This is a genomic window from Haemophilus sp. CCUG 60358, assembly GCF_001679485.1.
Lineage (GTDB): Bacteria > Pseudomonadota > Gammaproteobacteria > Enterobacterales > Pasteurellaceae > Haemophilus_D.
Map to the genome: position 1 here is coordinate 175,783 of NZ_LZOZ01000019.1, position 16,719 is coordinate 192,501.

Consider the following 16,719-nt stretch of genomic DNA (forward strand, 5'->3'; position numbering starts at 1 on the left):
CTTATTTGCCCTCGCTAACGATTAATTTTTGTTTTTCAATATTTTCAACTTGTAACTGCTCAATCTGCTCTATCACTTCAACAAACTTATGGATTAAGTAGTTATTTGCTTGATTAAATCCCTTTAGCGCTCCGTACTTATCTTTAATTTCCACGCCTTGCGACTTAGCCATTTCATTAAGTAACTTTGAGCCAGCTTTTAACTTCCCTACTAAATCAGCTAGTTCATTACGGAATTTCACTTTGTGATGAAACTCGTCTGGATAAACTTCAAGGCATTTCCGGTTGCTGTCATGAATTAGCTTAAATTGGCGAGAAATCTGAGTATATTCAAACACTAACGGGTTGAATGATAGTTTGCCTTGGTATTTGGCTTTAGGTGCGCTGTGCTCGTTTCCTTGCGTATTTTCTACAGAATGTAAATTTGCATTCTGGTTTTTCTCAAATTTGAGTTTAACCGCACTTTTAACCGGCTCAATATTGAGCTTGTTACCTTTAACCAATCCAATTTTGGATTGGTTCATTTCATTCACAAACTTATTTATTTTTGCTTGCTCATTGTTTTTCTTCCATTGCTCAAGCTGTGCTATTGGGTTAGTTGGTTTTGGTTTCATTTTCGTCCTCCGTTAAAACTGTGATAGTTTCTAAACGTCTGCCGGTAATATCTTTTTCGCCAATCTCAGCTTTTGCTCTGATTTTGGCTTGTAGTACGTCTCTAAGTGAACAATATTGACCCGCAGTGAATTGATCGCCGTTGTCATAGGTAAAAACAAGGGTGTAAGGGAATTTCGTGTTACTCATCATTTCGCCCCCTTATCTCCACCATTGAGATGATAAGTTGCTTGGATAGAGGCTTCTCGTAAGGTATTAAGAAAATAAGCGTTAGCCTGAATTAATGCTCCAATATGTTTTACATTGTCATTACTCATCGCGTGGCGATCAAAGGTTTGCTCACTCTCAGCAAAGAAACCTAAACGACTTATCATATCGCCCAATTCCATTAAGCCATATTCGATAGATTCACAAAGACATTCGCTTTCTGTGCGAATTTTCTCTAAGGTCTGCTCACTTACATCGTTACTATTAACAACATCTTGAAGAGCTATTTGAATAGCATCATAACTAAGCATGGTCCACCTCCGCGAAAGAGATTGAACGGAAAGTATTTGCGGATAAAGCGCTAGCGTTTTGAAGATTAATTCTTCCAGCAAGCACTAAGACGAACTCACGGGCAAGCTTAGCGCGTGCGTTGCGTTCGCTATCAGCGGTAATACGGATTTTTTGAAGGTGATTTGATAAATCAGTACGGCGAATAGCCGCGAAGATGAATTGATACATTTGCGTAGATTCCAGATATTGATTTTCAGAATCTACCGCTAGACTTTCCACTGTCGGGCGGTAGAGCGTAACAAGGTGGAAAACTGCCATATCTGGAAGACAGCCCGTCAAAGACGGCTCATTACGCTCTACCATTGAGAGAATGATCGGATTTATATGTAAAACAAAATCCGCATATTCTTTAGGTGTGCGAATGTTACGAACAAAAAAAGCACGGTTCAATGGCGTGCTGTCGTTCGCCAGATATAAATTCAGCTTTCCACGGCTGGCCTTAGATTTTGCTAAGGCGTAGACATAGTCGCAAATTTGACTGAACTTTGTAAAGTGAAATTTATTGTAATTATTTTCACATTGTTTATAATTTACATAAATTATATTCATGATTGAACTCCATGGTATAAGCCCGCGCGCTAACGTGGGCTTTTTTTTACTGTAATGTTTGATATTGCTCATCAAGATTAATAATCGGGTTTGAAGTCTCTAACGAGTAAATCAAATCTAAATCCTGTTTAGTCACTAATAGCGGAATTTCGCAAGTGCTTTGTTTAATTGCTATGCCGGATAACAAAGCATCTAGTGCTTCAGTGCCAACCTCATCACAAAAAGTATTGTTTTTATCCAGGTTAAATACTGAATAAAACAAATCAAATTCTTCTGAGTAATTTATGACGAAATGCGGATAAACTAATTTCTGTGTGATAGTCAATGGAGCAGTTTTATATTCCTGCTCAAATTTTTCCTGAAGATTCATTGGATACCTCCTAATAAATTAATTGAATGTTGAATATTGCTTTCAGTGAAAAATGGCATATCTAAACAACGATTCCGTTTTTCTTGCTGATAGCGTAGTTTTTCATTGTAAAGGTTGGCGATTTTACGTATCTGATCGCCATTTTTTACGGTGTATCGGGTGTAGTGTCTCCCTACTTCTGAAATCTCACGCACTCGATTCAATTCAATATCAAGAATTCGCTGAATTTCGCTTACCTCATTACGAGCATTTAGGAAATGAACGTTAAAATAACTTTCTTTCTCACTAATACCTGTTTTCGGTTTTAGAATAAGTTCTTTAGCGATTGTCATTAATCTTGTCGCCATATTCCCTCCATTAAGCACGTGCAGCCTTCTGTTCTTCAATCCATTGATTCACTTCCTCTAAATCCCAGCGGACAAAGTTTTGTGAAAAGCGGATTGGTTGAGGGAATTTTTTAGCCTTTACAAGCTCATTGAGTTTGGTGCGACCAAAGCCAACAATATGGCAAGTGGTTTCACCAGAGATTAGTTTTTGGTTTGGATTTAAATTTAGATTCATAAGAAAATACCTATCGTTTGTTTAACACTGTGGAATATCGTCATATTCCGTTGAGTTGTTCGAACGATAGGTATTTTAGGAAGGAAGATTTGATAAACTGGAAATTTCCAGATTTTTCCAGTTTTTTCCAGTTTTTGAATTAATTAATTGTCTAATTCGACTGAGCTCACCCAGTTTTTTAATGTTTTTCCGCTAGGAAGATGCTTGGTTAGCCCTTTTGATTCAAAATCTCTTTGTATTACGCCATCTTTGCCTTTATCGCTATCATTTGGATCGTAAACGTGTGGGCGTGGATTCTCGGCGACTTCTGCACCATATTTGATTTGAAGTAAAGCCTTAATAAATTCATTTTTCTTATTTTCTGATGCAGTTGATTTTTTTACTTTACTATTCTTTTCTATTTGTTTTTGTAATTCTTCAATTTGTTTATTCTTGTCTCTAATTTGATTTTTTAATTTTTGAGTTTCTTCTTGCTGTTCGTAGCTATCATCAATTACGGAAAATAATTTTAAAAATTCAATCATATCCTCGTGAATAATGTAAACATCTTCTAAATACAGTTCTGTTCTGTTTTCGCATATAGGTAAATGAAGATAAAGCCCAGAAAAAGTGTTTACGTAAATATCAGGAAATTCGTCTATATAACCACACTCCATCAATTCTATTGTGTTGTATGGTTCGAATACCTCTTTAGAAAGAGGAAAATAGCCATTGAAAACAAGATTTCTAAAACGGTCTAGTTCTCCGGTGTAAAGCTTTATTTCATCATTCTCTGAAAAATATTCAGGGAGGTAGTAACAATCATTTAATATAATATCAATACTAAAATAAATATGATTTAGTTTTATTTGATAAATATTAAAATCTTCATTATGTTCTATTTTTGATTTTGTGTCCTTTTGGTTGAATTGTAAAAATATTTCTTCATTTCGAATATTTAGCGTTTTATTATGTGGAATTTCTCGCTTATTTACTCTATCTATTTTATTTATTCTACCATCAAGATGAATTGAGGCTTGCAAATCACCTGACTGAATATATTCTAACAAATCGTATTCTGAAATATTGATATTGTAATTTAACGATATGTATTTGACTGCATCGATAATTGAATATGCCTTTTTAGGTAAGAATTTTTGACTAACCATAAACGCCCCTTTCGCATTTGTCCTTATTGGTAGGAGCGCATCAACAAGATAAGGTTTCTTGCTTTCGGGGATCAGCCTAGATGCGCTTTATTTGATTAATTATTCCTTTAAATGGATAGTGATATTGCCTAATCGAGTTTCTTTTCCGTCATTTCCAATATGCGTTATTGTTCCGCTAATGAACGGTTTATTTTTCTCTTGTTTTCCTGTTTATTTCTTGTTCTATTTTATCAAAGTTTAGATGCGTTAAGCTACGGCTATTTTTTGTTCATTAAAAAAGTTTTATAATAGTCTCGCTTTGAATTTAGAAATATTTTCAAAGTCTTCTAAATGTGAGCGGCTTACTTTTTCGGAAGTTTGCCGCAAACTTTAAGGAGCTGCGATCTACAAATGCCTAATCGCGTCCTGCATGTAAGTTTTTAGACAAAATAGCCCAACATTGTGAAATGTCGGGCTTTTCTATTATTTGAACGCTTTTTTTAATTCTTCTTCTGCAACCTCTTTTGCGATTCTTAGAGCCTGTGTCTCACCAGATTTAAAGCCTTTTTCCATATAATGGCGACCTTTCATTTTTACTGTGCCATATTCAACCATCCACCAGTAAAACGGATCTGATTTATCTCGCGTATTTTCCCCAATTTTCGCCATTCTACGGCCTTGTGTTCGCATAACTCGAATTGCAGTGATGCCGCTTAAGCTATCTTTGGCTACCCTTGTTTTATGTCGAACGTTGTTTTTAATTGTTCCTTTTTGTCGGAAATTAGTGCTACTCTTCAATATTGGAACATTCGGCTTGATTGTTTTTTCAATCGATTTGGCCGCGCTATTTAGTCCTTTTCTAATTGCTTTTGCAGCGACTTTGTTTATATCCTTGTTTAGTTTTTTTAAGTTTTGCTCAAGTTCTCTTAAGCCTTTTATTTGAACTGCCATAGTTTCCCTCTGTAGTTATAAATCAATACCATTAAATTGTTCTAGTGCGTGTTTGTGTTCATCTGAAAGTTCGAAAATTAAATCACCATATTCAAGTTGATAAGTGCCGAATGACATTAGAAAGGCGACTGCTGGGTCGATTTTGTTTGCTGCTTTCTTCTTGTTCGGTTTAATGTTGGCGTTCGCGTCTGTTTCCATAACTACATTTGATAAAGCCCATGCCAACACCGGATCGCCGTTGTGTTCTATCATCTGTCTGTTTATTAAAACTTCCGCACTTTTCGCCACTGGGCTAAATCGTTGGTATGTTTGCGGGAATGGCTCTACTTCAAGCCCAGCCGCTTGTAATTGTGTTCGTAAATGGGTTGCGTTCCATACATCAAAGCCTGTCATTTTGATATTGAAACGTTCAGCATCTTTCAGAATATCGTCTCTGATTTTGTCGTAGTCGATACAATCCCCTTCCGTTGCTATTAGCCACCCACTGCGCACCCAGTTTCGATACATTGCGCGGTTTTTATTTGCCACGTTGTTAAGTTGGAATTCGGGAATGTAGTGCCGTGTAAGCAAGCGCACTTTGTTTCCGTGTGGGAATGTATAACAAAGGCTTGTTAAGTCGTTGGTACTTGATAAATCTAGCCCTAAATAGCAATCTTGATGAAGTAAATCGCTTTCCGTGTACTGTCGTTCACATTGCGCCCAGTTTCCATCACCTAGCCACGGCGTAGAGCCTTGACACCATACATTAAAGCGCTTAGTTAGCATTTCTACCCATTCGGACGGAATACCCCTAGCCTTCTTGATAGTGTTCTCAAAATCAAGGTAAGGAATGGATTTACCTATATTCGGATTTGCTTTTATCCAGTTCTCTTGATTGTCGATTTCGTTTTCTTCGTCTAACTCAAAAATCAACACAAATAGACTTTCATTCTGCTCATTTCCTTCAAGGATTTGAGCGCAATAATCATAATGCTGTTTACAGGCTGAAATAACGTTACTTCCGGCTGTTGTAATAGCAAAGAGTAAACCTTCAGGGCGTGCGCCTTGCCCTAGCTCTAACGCGCTATATACGCTGTTGTCTGCGTGTAGGTGATATTCATCAACAATCGCTAAACTAGGGTTTGTTCCCTCAATGGTTGAAGATTTAGCGGCAAGCGGTCGCATAATGCTATTGTTCTTCGGATTAATTAGCTTGTGTTGTTGAATATTAAGGCGCTTTTTCAATGGAGCTGAAAGTAAGCACATTTGACGAGCATCATCAAAAACAATTCTTGCTTGATCTCGGCTAACGGCTGCGGTGTATATATCCTGTTGTCCGCCTTCCATCACTAGAAACCAATTAGCTAAAACGGCTGCTATCGTTGATTTAGCGTTCTTTCTTGCTACTTGAACGTAAGCGGAGCGATATTTTCTTAATCCTGTGTCTTTACGCTTAAAGCCTAGAATATTGGCAAAGAGAAAGACTTGCCAATCTGAAAGGATAATAGGCTGTCCGCGTAAGTGTCCTTTAACGTGTGGGCATAGTTTCGAGAAAGCTAGAAACTTATCAACCGCGCTTTTATCAAAGAAATAATCGGGATTGTTTAAATCGTTAAAATAACGCTCTACGGCTTGTTTTATCTTCTTACAAGACACTAACTCACCCGATTTGATTTTCTCTGCGTATGCTTGCCATATTTCCATATTTCGCCTACATAGTTAGGATTTCATCTAATACATCGACTTCATCTACTTCAATAGGATTTTTTCTGCGGCTTACAGGGTCGAAACCTAGCAATGATGACATCTTAATCATCACCTTTTCGGCATCTGCTTTCGCTGACAAAGCTGGATTTCTTGATTGAGTGCCTTGACTATTCACAATAATGAAGCCATTTTTGGCTAAATCTGCTACAGAATGACGCCAAATTGCGTAGTTTTCGCAATAAATTTCAAGGTTCGTTAAATCTTCTGCCTTAATATCGCCACGCTCTGAAAGTTGTTTAATTCGGCTTTTCCATTGGGTTTTAGCGATACCATCTAAAAAATCAGGGGTTTTATAGTTTCTTCTCTTACTCATACATTTCCTTATTTTCAAAAAAATTGCCTTGCGTAAAAATTGAGTTGGGCGGGCGGTTCTTTAGGCTTGCGACTTTCTTTCAAAAACTCCCCCCACCTGTTCAAATTGTCTTTTTGTAATCGTTTAATTTAAAGCAAAGTCCAAAGTTGGATTTTGTTCAAAATTTCGACTAATCCAAAATTGGATTGGTTAGCTCTGTTATGGTCATATCACCACAACTCAACTGTGGATATATCACCATAATTCAATTGTTTCGATATCGAAACAGTTAAGGTATTCGTGTTATGCGAATGCCTTTAAGTATGGTCATTATGACCACGGTTCACTTCTTCGCACCAAATCCGCGTTGGTCTATCACTCGTGTTTTATAGCTGTGACAATCACGACATAAAGACTGATGATTGCTTGCTACCCAAAACAACGGATCTGATTGTCCGTTCTCTACCGGCTTGATATGGTCTATCACTGTTGCCGGAGTATATTTGCCTTGTTCTAAGCACATCACACAAAGGGGATGATGCTTTAAGTATTGTTCGCGGTATTTGCTCCACTTGTGGTCGTAACCGCGTGCGCTACTGCTTGGGCGGTTGTCTTTTGGCTTGTGCTCTTCACATCTGCCCGACTTCACTTTATTTCTACATCCGGGATAGCTACAACGTCTTAATGGTTGGTATGGCATCGGTTACAAAATCCTTAGTAAGCGCACGGTTCTCTATACACTTCCCATAATGCGGAAATCGTCATAGGTGCCGGTTTAAGGTTGGCTAAGTCTGTGACGGCTTCTCGGTTCGTGTAGAGATAGGCGATATACATTAAGCAACCAATCTTAATCGCCGGGGTAAAAGGTATGGTCTTTTCCGTTTCTTCTTCCCCAAAGGTTTTACCAATATGTTTTTGGCATACTTCCAATGTGGCTACCTTATAGGCTTCCAGTAACTCATCATCTAAATCATGATCGAGATTTAAGTGCGCTTTGATTTCATCAATGGTTAAATCAATATTCGCCATAGGCTTCACCCTCTTTACACATTAGCTGTAACTCTCTGTGAGATTCCATACTGTCAATAACCGAATAAATATCAAATAGGCGTTTACCGTATTTAATCCGCATTTTGTTTGTAATGCCTTCAAGGTAACGAATGCGAACGCGGATAATATTTTCACCCATTTGAAAAGGGCCACTAAAATATTCTCGCCCTTGTAACGGTTCTACACTGGCGCGCACGGTGGCTACATTCTTCCAAATCGGTCTTGAGTTTCCGTATGGGGTGTTGTTTCGCTCTTTGTCATAATCCCGCTTTTGTATGCTAATCACCTTGTTATACTTTCCGGCCTTAATCATGATTGCCATTGTTTGCCCCCGGTTCTTGTTCATCACCGCGTTTTACTTCTACGGTTTGTTTCCATGCTTGACTAAATTCTTCTCCACCCTCATAAGGCGGTAAACCTTCACGGCGGCGAACTTCATTCGGGCACATTACACCGGCTTTAATTGCCACATCGTAACTCTTGAAGCGTTCGCTTTGACTTGTGCGCAATAAGTCGCTTGTATCAAATTCGATTAAGTAACGTTTCTTGCTGTTGCTACCTAAATCAATCATCAAGGCATCTTTTAGCTGCTGTTCAAAATTGGTTAGCCAAGGGCGCAAAGTTTGCGATAAAAAGGCTCGACTGGCTTCACTAAAGTTTGAATAACTACTATTGGAATAGTCTTGAAGGAAAATCGGGCTAATGTTGTAGATTCTGGCAATATCGGAAATTGTGAAAGTTCGACTTTGTAACCATTCCGCATCTTGGTTTGTCATGCCTAACTGTTTATATTCCATTGAGCCTTCAAGGATTGGTGTTTTCCCTGCGTTCTTCGCGCCTTTGTAACGTTCAAGGGCTTTTACCGCTTTTTGTGCTTTGGCATCGTCCAACCATTCGGCGGTAGTAATTAATCCACTCGCCATTAAACCGTTTTTCATCACTGCCGAACCGTGTTTCTGTTGAGCAATGCCTAAGCCCACGGTTTCACGGCAAATCGTAATTGGCGAACGACCCATAAAGCCATCAAGGGATGAATGGCGTAAATGTAGGATTTCATCTTGAAGATAATTTTTGGTATTGCCGTCTAAATCGGTAATTTGATAGATATACTCGCCGCCAACTTTGCGATAGATATTGACCGCACTTGGTTCGTACGGGGTAAGGCTGATTGGTTCGCCTTTGTTGTTCCATTCAATCACCGCATAAGCGTTACCGTTTAATAGGCAATGACGCATCATGGTGTATTTAAATTGATACGGTGTTTGGCTACGGTTTGGCATCTCATTTAAGAGATAATCCACCGGGTGACGATAAACGCGCTCGCGGCCATCATCTTTAAGCTGATACAAATAACAAGGCATACTTGCCACCGCTTCTGAAATAACGGTAACGGCACTCATCACCGCCGGTAAACTTTCTGCTGTGTTCGGGCTGACAAATTCCCCCGCGCCGGTGTTTGATACGCCAAGATAAGAAAGCAGCTCATTAATTGCCATCGGTGAGCTGCGTTGTTCTTTTCGTCTAAACGGGTTCCACATATTACGCCTCCGCCACATCAAGCCACTGTTTCAAAAGTGCGGTGGATTTTCCTTGCGTTTTTCCCTTCGCGGTTGCCATTGATCGTTTGGCAATCTCAACGCTACTTTCAGGATAGGCAGGAATGCTGGTAACGGTGATTTCAAATAATTCCGCTTTGGCCACTGTGCGTTGACAAGGCTCTACATCAAAATTCCATGTTTCTTCTTTAGCCCAAAAGCCGAAAGACATCCCGCTAATATCGCCGCGTTCAACACTTACCAACAAATCACGCCCTAAGGTGGTATCAGGTGGCATTAATTCAAAACGTAAGCCTATTGCGTCTTCTTCCAGTTTTAAGGTTCCCGCACGGGTACGCCCTAATAGTTTGGTATGGTCGTGTTCAAATAATGCCCGTACATCGGCACCACTACTTAAACTTTCACTAAACGCATTCGCACTGAATTGTTCTACAAAATCGCAATAAAGCACTTCAGAAGGGCTGTTCCACTTCACCACATAGCCAACCAGTTTTTTATTCTCGCTGTCTGCGGTGATTTCGGATGAACGGATTTCAAATTCTTTATTCATACTTTCCCTTTTAACAAAAAGGGGGCTTAATTGCCCCCGTTGGAATTTGACGATTAAGCCGTAACTTCAATGAACTTGATTGCGTTACTATCTACCACGCCACCACCAAGATATTTATCGGTATGGACTTTATAGAAGCCCGGTTCGGTAATGTTATCAGGGCGGGTTCTTACGCCGGTTTCGTGATCTACAATGAAGTAACCGCGTTTGAAGTCACCAAAGGCAACTACCGGTTTATTGGCACCACTTGCCGGCATGGTCTCAAGGAAGTAAACCGGACGACCTAAAAGGGTAGAAGGCGCATCTACGGTTAAACCATCACGCCAAATAAAATCGCCGTTTTTGTTTTTGAGTTTTTGTAATGCCGCCGCAATGGTGGAAGACATCACCCAAACGGCATTTTTACGGTATTTGCTGTGTAAGGTGTAGAACAAATCAATGAGCGTATCGGCGGTGATTTTGTCGGCACCGGCAACTTCTAATTTTTGTAACTTACCAAAGGCGCGTACTTTGTCCGCTTCGGTAGAACGTTCATAGGACAAGAAGCCTTTTGATTTCTTCGTGCCGTCACCGCCGGTTAAGTCGGTTTCTTCGGTTTCGGTGAAGCTTTCGGTAATTTCATCGGTCAACCAACCTAAAACATCAATACTGGAGAAGTCCAAAATTTCTTGAGTAGTTTTCGGATAGGCATAGATAGGATTTAAAGCAATGGCGACTTCATGGAGTTTCGGTGTGGTGGTGCCATTGCGGGCTTGACCTTCCTCACCATGGGCCACTACTGCACCACCGGCGGAAACAAGTTTTTTGTATTCTTTCGCACCAACCGGCAAGCGGACCACGTTACAAATTTGACGCATCACGCTATCATCGGTTAAGCGTTTCATTACGTCTTTATCCAATTGTGGAATCACGGTATAACCGCCATCTTCTTGACCGGTGGTGGAAAGATTTCGTAATTCACCCGTTTTAATGTAGTGGCGTAGTTCGTCATTGCTGAAGGTTTTACCGCGTGTTTCTACCGGCTTGCCTTTGTCGGCAATGTTACGTTCTTCATCGGCCACCGTTTCATAACGGGCGATTTCATCGCTCAATTGTTTGACCAAATCTTTCAACTTTTCAAAATCAACGTTTTCGGTTTCGGTCAATGAGCGGTTTTCTTGTTCCGCTTTGTCTAACATAGCGCGCATTGCTGCGACTTTTTCCGCTTTTTGTTGGCGTAGTTCTAACAGTTTTTTAAACATAGTTAATCCTTTTAAAATCATCTTAATTAAGACGGCTTATAAAAAGCCCATAGAACAATATATATACAAAAAATATAAAGTAAATACCTTATTTTTCAATAGTTTAGTTGCGTTTAGATACGGTAAGTTAAGATTGTTTGATTGCTTAAATTTTGAACAGCTAAGGATTAAATAATCTATATTGAGATATTTTTTTGATTGGTGAACAAAGGTGAACAAAGGTGAACAATGGTGAACAGTTGGTGAACAACAAAAAAAAGAATATAACTATATAATAAATAAAGAGTTTTAAGGATTGGTGAACAAGGTGAACAGTTTTTCTATAAAATTTTTTACACGCGGCTTATTAGTGGTATTATGGCATCAGAAACTATCATTGATTTGTGGTGAATTTGAATTTTAGTAACAAGCTTAGTAACAAGATTTTAGACTTTGTAAAATAAACATTAAAAATCAATACTATACAAGTGAATTCGGGTTCAGCTAGTGCACCATCTATCAAAGCCAGTAAATTTCTACTGGCTTTTTCATTGCCTGTATTTAATTTAAAAATCAATGAGTTAAACATTTTTTCTTTAGGATTTTACTTAATCTTTAAAACGGAAAGATTGCCAACTTTTAGCTATTTTTGTATAGTTCTTGACGTTAATTCTTTACAAACAATTTTATTTTTTCTCTATACTAGTAAACTATAACAAAAAATTCAGATCATCATTGGAGTAATAAAAGATAAGATTGAAATACTCTAGATATAACTATTACAGACCAACACTGTATGTTATTGAACTGTAATAACTAACCAAGACCTAAGGAGAAAATATGGCAAATGTAAGTATTAGAAGATTATATTTGGACCCTAAAAACCCAAGACATATCCCAATTGAAAATCAAAAAGAAATTATTAGTTATCTCATTGAAAATGAAAAGGTAAAAGAGCTTGCAAAAGATATTGCAGAAAAAGGAATGACGAACCCATTAGATCTTGTTGGGATTATTACTGAAGACAACAAAAAATTAGTAGTCGAAGGTAATCGTCGAGTTTGTGCTTTAAAGCTATTAGATAAACCGTGTTTGGCACCTAAAAAATACCAAAAATATTTTACAACTCTACAAGGAAAAGTAAAAAATCAAATCACAAAAATTCCTGTTCATGTATTTCCAAATAGGGATGAAGCACAACCTTGGTTATCTACTTTGCATACAGCTAGCTCAAATACATCAAGAAAACCTTGGAGCCCTGAACAAAAAACTCGATTTGATCAAAGCGTTGATGGAAGACCGGATCATGCCGCGGCACTGACGATTCTTGATTTTTCATTAGAGAATAATTTAATTTCTCCTGAGAAATCTCAGAAAGTAATTACGACAATAACACGTATGTTAAGCACTCCAGAGGTAAGACATGCTTTCGGTATTACCACCGGTGTCACAGAACGCAACATTCTCATTAATATTACAAAAGAAGAATTCACTGCGATCATTACCCAATATTTTAATGATTTTGATGATCCAAATTACAATATAGGCTCCCGCTCAAATAAAAAGAATCGACTAGACTATATTCAACACCTAAAAAATATTGGGAAAATTCCAAGCAACCGGTTAGATAAAGATATTGAGTTAATTCCAGGTATATCATCTACAACAACTACAAGCAGCGCCATTTCACCCCAAAATACTACGCAAAAAAGAACTACTAAGACAACTAAAAGTAAATCAGCACAATTAATTGATTATGAGTTAGAGATCCCAGTAAGTAAAATTCAATCAATTTATTCTGAAATTAATACCATGGATATAGAAAAGCACCCCTACGCAACAGCAGCATTACTACGTGCTCTAATTGAGCAAAGTTGCGACTATTTTCTATTAAAATCTGGAAACTCTATACAGTTTCACGAGGGCTCCAATTCACAAAAAATTGACGAGAAATCAAAACTCAGAGAAAAAATTCTTGGTATTGCGCAGTATTTTGAGAAAACTCATCATATAGAGAATAAGGAGTTATTAGCTCTAATCAATGAATGCACACCCAAAAAAGATGGTTCCGGCACGTTGAATCTATTACATGGCGTACTACACAATTATGCGCACAATATTTGCTCAGCACAAATTATTAGCGCACATAACAACCTTCGTTCATTTATTATTGCAATGTGGAAAAAAATCCACTGGCCAAATACAAATTAAAGAATTATAATGATGAGCATGTATTAATAATAGGCTCTTATTATGTATCATACTCCATTAAGATATCCAGGAGGTAAAGCTAAATTTGCCCCAACAATAAAATCAATTATTGAAAATAATGACCTACACGGGCACTATGTAGAACCATATGCTGGTGGAGCTGGCATTGCTTTAGATTTGCTTTTTAGTGGTGTCTGTACAGATATTCACATCAATGATCTAGATTTGGCCATTTATCACTTTTGGAAATCAATCACTGAGGAAACAGAAGATTTTATCAGATTAGTATCAAAAACTGATGTAACCATTGAGGAATGGCACAAACAAAAAGAAATTCTTAAACAAGATGATATTTCTCCTATAGAACGTGGTTTCGCGGCGTTCTTCCTAAACCGCACCAATCGCTCCGGCATATTAAAAGGTGGCGTAATAGGAGGATTACAACAATCGGGTAATTATAAATTAGACTGCCGATTTAACAAAGAAGCACTAATCAAACGAATCCAAAAAATTGGTTCTATGAATAATAAAATTCATGTATATAATCAGGATACTGAAAAATGGTTGTTAGAGATAGATAACCTTATACCATCTAACTCATTAATTTACCTTGACCCGCCTTACTATGAAAAAGGACAAGGACTGTATCGTAATTTCTACAATCACCAAGATCATAAATCAATAAAAGAAAAGCTAGTGAAAGTTAAAACCCCTTGGGTTGTATCTTATGATAACAATCAAAATATTAGGGATATTTATCAACAATACCGACAAGAAGAGTATATATTGAATTATTCAGCTAGCAAAAAAATGAAAGCAACTGAAGTTATAATATACAGTGATAGTATTAAGTTGCCACATAGGACATTAGCAATATCTGATTAAAACTAGTATCTATATCGAAATCCCAAGCTTTTTTTAGCTTGGGATTTTTTCTTTTTATCCCCTACCTAATTTGAATGAATATTTTCTGAATAAATTGCATAAGCAAATGAAAATAATTTGCATTGATCAACGTAAACGTTTTCGCTATACTTTGGGCTCTTTTATTATCTATTGGGAAGCGATTATGAATTTTAAATTAAGTCTTATTTCAACCGCACTTTTAACCAGTTTTTCCATTTCTACGTTTGCAGAAACTGAGCAAACCGTAGATACAAACACCGAGACGCTTGAGCAAATTAACGTTCAAGATACGGGAATTAAACAAAATGGTTATCAAACGACAGGGACATCAGTTGTATCAAAAGCTGAAGTGCCTGTATTCGACACACCAAACACAGTAAATATTCTTTCGACCAAACTACTAGAAGATCGCAAACCTGAATCACTCATTGATGCGCTTTATAACGTCAGTGGTGTGAGTCAAGCGAATACGTTAGGTGGTATGTTTGACTCTATTCAAAAACGTGGTTTTGGTGGAAACCGTGACAACTCAATTATGCGTAACGGTTTACAAGCTGGCCCAGCTAAAAACTTTAGTGCGACAACTGAAACCGTTGAAGTTTTAAAAGGACCTGCATCTGTACTTTATGGTATTCAAGATCCAGGTGGTGTGGTTAATATCATTACTAAAAAACCGCAACAAACGCCACGTTATGTCGTTGGTGGAACCTTAGGTAATCATAGCCTGTGGGGAACGCAATTAGATTTTACTGGTGGCTTAGGAAATGGTTTTGCTTACCGCTTTATCTATGACAAACAAGAAAAAGACTACTGGCGTAATTTTGGCAAAGTGAAAAATACCACTTACGCACCATCACTTTCTTGGGAAAATGATAAAACTAAAGTACTTCTTTCTTATGAACACAAAGATATTCTTGAGCCATTTGATCGTGGTACAAATCTTTTAACCGCGACCAATGCCTTACCGGATATTCCTGTATCGCGTCGTTTAGATGAACCAAATAATGAAACAACCGCAAAAACCGATAACATTGATTTCAAAATTGAACACAAATTAAGTGATGGTTGGAAATTAAATGCGGGTTATAGCTATGCGCGTTACAAATATTTCTACGATCAAGCTCGTATTACAAATATTAACGTTACAGATGTTGCTATCCCTGCAGTTAAAAATAAAAAGGGAGAGATTACCTCTCCTGAATTAAGCGCACGTAATGTACGCCGAGAGATTGAACAGCAACAAGGGGATCAACGCGTTCATAGCGGTACATTAAATATCGTTGGTGAATTTGGTATTGGTGATATCGCTAACCGCTTTGTAGCCGGTATTGATGCAATGCGTAATATTCGTGATCTTGGTCCTATTTATAATCAAGGCATCATGAATTCTGATATCAATATTGATAATCCAAACTATACCAGCCCTGTTGCGGAACATAAAAATGGTAACGGCAACGCCTATCAATATAACTATCTCAAAACTGTTGGTGTTTATATTCAAGATACCGCCTACTTTACAGATAACTTTATCATGACGGGTGGTTTACGTTATGAGTACTTTGATCAATTTGCAGGACGTCATTGCTTAAATGCGGCAAACTGTAAAAAAGGCCAAAATCTAACAAAAACCGGAAATACCGATCAGCACGATGGTAAGTTATTATATCAATTAGGTGCCGTATATAAATTTACGCCACATATTGCGACCTTTGCGAACTACTCTGAGTCTTTCCGTCCACAAATGAGTGTTGCAACACCTGTTAGCGGAGATTTAAAACCAGAACAAGGTAAATCTTTTGAAATTGGTGCAAAATACGAAAACTCAGGCTTTAATGCAACACTTGCATTATTCAATATCAGCAAACGTAATGTAGCTGAGGCTGTTGGTTCTGGTTCAAATGCGCAATTAAATATCGTCGGCAAACAACGTTCTCGTGGTGTGGAATTCGATCTTAATGGTCAAATTACGGATAGTCTAAGCGTAGCGGCTAACTATACCTACACCAAAGTAAAATCACTTGAAAATGAGCGCTATCCTGATGCGGTAAATCAACAACTTTCTGGTGTACCAAAACATCAAGCTTCCCTATTCCTAGCTTATAACGTAGGTGAATTTGATTTTGGTAACATCCGTGTTGGTGGTGGTGCTCGTTATTTAGGTTCTTGGCATGCTTATAACAGTGATTACACAAAAGCATACAAATTACCTCATGCCATGGTATATGATGCCTTTATTGCTTACGATACCAAAATCTCTGGCAAGAAAGTCTCTTTCCAACTTAACGGTAAAAACTTAGCAGATAAAACTTACTATCCATCCACCTCTGGTAACGCAACAAACACGTTAATCCCTGTTGCATTAGGTTATGGACGTGAATTTATCTTCAACACGAAAGTTGAGTTTTAATTGAGCGCACAATACGAGGGCGAATCATTTCGCCCTTTTTTCGTTTTTTACTTT

20 protein-coding genes are annotated in these 16,719 nt (G+C 37.9%); 3 read left to right on the forward strand and 17 right to left on the reverse strand.

Annotated features, from left to right (window positions below):
- Position 1 precedes the first annotated feature (1 nt).
- The 17 genes from A9500_RS10780 to A9500_RS09975 form a co-directional block, all read right to left on the reverse strand.
- Complete coding sequence (locus A9500_RS10780; protein WP_065244806.1) at positions 2–613, reverse strand: hypothetical protein; 612 nt, start codon at positions 611–613, stop codon at positions 2–4.
- The gene (locus tag A9500_RS09905) at positions 594–803 is read right to left on the reverse strand and encodes a hypothetical protein (RefSeq protein ID WP_179854571.1); all 210 of its coding nucleotides are present in this window, start codon (positions 801–803) and stop codon (positions 594–596) included. Before A9500_RS09905 ends, A9500_RS10780 begins: the two co-directional genes overlap by 20 nt.
- The gene (locus A9500_RS09910) at positions 800–1,129 is read right to left on the reverse strand and encodes a hypothetical protein (RefSeq protein WP_065244807.1); all 330 of its coding nucleotides are present in this window, start codon (positions 1,127–1,129) and stop codon (positions 800–802) included. Before A9500_RS09910 ends, A9500_RS09905 begins: the two co-directional genes overlap by 4 nt.
- A complete protein-coding gene (locus tag A9500_RS09915) occupies positions 1,122–1,718 on the reverse strand; it encodes a host cell division inhibitor Icd-like protein (RefSeq protein WP_143421597.1) in 597 nt (198 codons plus the stop codon). The genes A9500_RS09910 and A9500_RS09915 overlap by 8 nt, the downstream gene beginning before the upstream one ends.
- Positions 1,719–1,764: 46 nt before the next feature.
- Positions 1,765–2,088 (reverse strand): hypothetical protein, encoded by a 324-nt coding sequence (locus tag A9500_RS09920; RefSeq protein ID WP_065244808.1) that lies wholly within the window; start codon positions 2,086–2,088, stop codon positions 1,765–1,767.
- Positions 2,085–2,435: a hypothetical protein gene (locus A9500_RS09925; RefSeq protein ID WP_065244809.1), complete on the reverse strand. Its 351-nt coding sequence runs from the start codon at positions 2,433–2,435 to the stop codon at positions 2,085–2,087. The genes A9500_RS09920 and A9500_RS09925 overlap by 4 nt, the downstream gene beginning before the upstream one ends.
- A gap of 10 nt (positions 2,436–2,445) precedes the next feature.
- Positions 2,446–2,649 (reverse strand): AlpA family transcriptional regulator, encoded by a 204-nt coding sequence (locus A9500_RS09930; protein WP_065244810.1) that lies wholly within the window; start codon positions 2,647–2,649, stop codon positions 2,446–2,448.
- A 143-nt stretch (positions 2,650–2,792) separates the two neighbouring features.
- The gene (locus A9500_RS09935; RefSeq protein ID WP_065244811.1) at positions 2,793–3,797 is read right to left on the reverse strand and encodes a SlyX protein; all 1,005 of its coding nucleotides are present in this window, start codon (positions 3,795–3,797) and stop codon (positions 2,793–2,795) included.
- Positions 3,798–4,259: 462 nt separating this feature from the next.
- Positions 4,260–4,727: an HK97-gp10 family putative phage morphogenesis protein gene (locus A9500_RS09940; RefSeq protein ID WP_065244812.1), complete on the reverse strand. Its 468-nt coding sequence runs from the start codon at positions 4,725–4,727 to the stop codon at positions 4,260–4,262.
- A 15-nt stretch (positions 4,728–4,742) separates the two neighbouring features.
- Positions 4,743–6,410, reverse strand: coding sequence for a terminase large subunit (locus A9500_RS09945; protein ID WP_065244813.1), 1,668 nt, complete (start codon positions 6,408–6,410; stop codon positions 4,743–4,745).
- A 7-nt stretch (positions 6,411–6,417) separates the two neighbouring features.
- Positions 6,418–6,786 carry a phage terminase small subunit P27 family gene (locus A9500_RS09950; protein ID WP_065244814.1) on the reverse strand — a complete coding sequence of 123 codons (369 nt, stop codon included), beginning with the start codon at positions 6,784–6,786 and terminating at the stop codon, positions 6,418–6,420.
- A gap of 322 nt (positions 6,787–7,108) precedes the next feature.
- The gene (locus A9500_RS10590) at positions 7,109–7,465 is read right to left on the reverse strand and encodes an HNH endonuclease signature motif containing protein (RefSeq protein WP_083180425.1); all 357 of its coding nucleotides are present in this window, start codon (positions 7,463–7,465) and stop codon (positions 7,109–7,111) included.
- Between the two features lie 14 nt (positions 7,466–7,479).
- A complete protein-coding gene (locus A9500_RS09955) occupies positions 7,480–7,794 on the reverse strand; it encodes a head-tail connector protein (RefSeq protein ID WP_065244815.1) in 315 nt (104 codons plus the stop codon).
- The gene (locus tag A9500_RS09960) at positions 7,781–8,137 is read right to left on the reverse strand and encodes a phage head closure protein (protein WP_065244816.1); all 357 of its coding nucleotides are present in this window, start codon (positions 8,135–8,137) and stop codon (positions 7,781–7,783) included. The genes A9500_RS09955 and A9500_RS09960 overlap by 14 nt, the downstream gene beginning before the upstream one ends.
- Positions 8,121–9,353, reverse strand: a complete 1,233-nt coding sequence (locus A9500_RS09965; protein WP_065244817.1) for a phage portal protein — start codon at positions 9,351–9,353, stop codon at positions 8,121–8,123. Before A9500_RS09965 ends, A9500_RS09960 begins: the two co-directional genes overlap by 17 nt.
- A 1-nt stretch (position 9,354) precedes the next feature.
- A complete protein-coding gene (locus A9500_RS09970) occupies positions 9,355–9,921 on the reverse strand; it encodes an HK97 family phage prohead protease (RefSeq protein ID WP_065244818.1) in 567 nt (188 codons plus the stop codon).
- A 53-nt stretch (positions 9,922–9,974) separates the two neighbouring features.
- Positions 9,975–11,162: a phage major capsid protein gene (locus tag A9500_RS09975; RefSeq protein ID WP_065244819.1), complete on the reverse strand. Its 1,188-nt coding sequence runs from the start codon at positions 11,160–11,162 to the stop codon at positions 9,975–9,977.
- Between the two features lie 819 nt (positions 11,163–11,981).
- Between A9500_RS09975 and A9500_RS09985 the strand changes: the two genes are divergently transcribed.
- From A9500_RS09985 to A9500_RS09995, 3 genes are all read left to right on the forward strand, one after another.
- The gene (locus tag A9500_RS09985; protein WP_049374315.1) at positions 11,982–13,352 is read left to right on the forward strand and encodes a ParB N-terminal domain-containing protein; all 1,371 of its coding nucleotides are present in this window, start codon (positions 11,982–11,984) and stop codon (positions 13,350–13,352) included.
- Positions 13,353–13,394: 42 nt separating this feature from the next.
- Positions 13,395–14,237 carry a DNA adenine methylase gene (locus A9500_RS09990; protein ID WP_049374314.1) on the forward strand — a complete coding sequence of 281 codons (843 nt, stop codon included), beginning with the start codon at positions 13,395–13,397 and terminating at the stop codon, positions 14,235–14,237.
- Positions 14,238–14,421: 184 nt separating this feature from the next.
- On the forward strand, positions 14,422–16,665 hold the full coding sequence (locus A9500_RS09995; RefSeq protein WP_065244845.1) for a TonB-dependent siderophore receptor: 2,244 nt from the start codon (positions 14,422–14,424) through the stop codon (positions 16,663–16,665).
- Positions 16,666–16,719: the final 54 nt, after the last annotated feature.